This window comes from Streptomyces sp. NPDC005799 (assembly GCF_040630525.1).
Classification (GTDB): domain Bacteria; phylum Actinomycetota; class Actinomycetes; order Streptomycetales; family Streptomycetaceae; genus Streptomyces; species Streptomyces griseorubiginosus_B.
Genome location: NZ_JBEXXQ010000218.1, coordinates 1 through 1,363, shown reverse-complemented (window position 1 = coordinate 1,363; position 1,363 = coordinate 1). Strand labels below are relative to the sequence as shown.

General features: G+C 69.2%; 1 protein-coding gene. It reads right to left on the bottom strand.

What is annotated here, in order from left to right; translation table 11 throughout:
• Positions 1–46 precede the first annotated feature (46 nt).
• Entirely contained in the window at positions 47–1,129 is a 1,083-nt protein-coding gene (locus ABZ453_RS51335; RefSeq protein WP_359026993.1) for an IS4 family transposase, read from the bottom strand.
• Between the last annotated feature and the right edge of the window lie 234 nt (positions 1,130–1,363).

Below are 1,363 nucleotides of genomic sequence, written 5' to 3'. Positions count from 1 at the left end.
TACGCTGGACCGACACCGAACCACCCACCGCCGCCCAACACGGAGATCAAACAGCCAGTTCCCCTATATGAGTGCACTGTGGTTGACACATCTCGGCTTCCCAGCGTTCCGCGTAGAGCCGGGCGATCTGCTCGGCGGGGGCCTGCTCAGGATCGAGCAGAGTGGTGATCAGCCGGTAGGACTCGGTGCGGGGCTCGCCGTGCTCGGGGATGAGGGTGACTTCGGCCTCGATGACGCGGATCCGGATGCCCTGCTTCTGGCGGGCCCGCAGTCCTAGGCGCCGACCGCGTTCGCGGGCGCTGCGGCGCCAGTCGCCCTTGACCGAATAGACCGGGCCGGGCAGGACCGACAGGTAGGAGCCGTCCGGGAGTTCGGTGAACACTGGCAGCCTGCGCCGGGAGGGGGTGCGGAAGATCAGGTGGGCGCCGGTGCGAACGATCTGCGACACCTGCGGAAAGCCGGTGAAGTACCGGTCGGCTAGCACCAGCATGCCCCGGCGCACGGCCCCGGTCTGCATGAGCTTGTCCAGCAGCGGCAGTTCGCCGACCGACCACGGTCCCCAGACCGCCTCGAGCACGGCCCGTGTCCCACTGGCGATCAGCATGAGCACTCGGATCTGCGGATACCGTCCGGAGCCGAAGCGGCCGCGCGGCGGGTCGCCGAACGCCTTCCGGTTGGCCGGGGTGTCGGCCACGTCCAGGCGGGTGCCGTCCACCGACACCTTCAGCAGTGCCAGGTCGCATCCGAAGGCCGACATCCCCGGAGCGCCGGGATCGCTATGAGGGCCGCGCAGACGCCGAAACAGCGTCCTGAGCGGGGCAGGGCCGAGCCGACGGCGGGCCTGGACCGCGGCCGCGGTCGAAGGGATCCGCCGCGCTCCGGCCCGCAGCTGCTCCTTGAGCTGCTGGAACAGCATCCGCAGCACCTCGGGATAGCCAGCGGCCGGGCATAGCCACAGGGCGAGGACGAAGTACAACGTCACACGGGCCGGCAGGGCACGCACCCGCCGTTCCCGGCGCCCGCAGTCGGCGATCACCTGATCCACGAGCTCGGGAGACAGCAACTGTGGTAGGGCTCCCAGACCGAGATCATCTAAAGGATGAGGAGAGCCCGATGGCTTCAGCCTCACTCGGGCAGCGGGAACGGTGACAGGATGAGCAGACACGGGAGCCTCGGCACGGACGCGGTCTTCTTGGTCGAAAACCAGTCCTGCCGGGGCCCCTGTATGCCGTCAATCCCCCGAAAGGGCAGTTAACTTACCGGCGTTGCGTCATGTCCGCTACCCCGAGCTGGTCCGGCCGGGAGGCGGTGAAGTCGCGGTCGACCAGGTCCGGCGGGCGGGGCGCCGACGGCTCCGGCACGG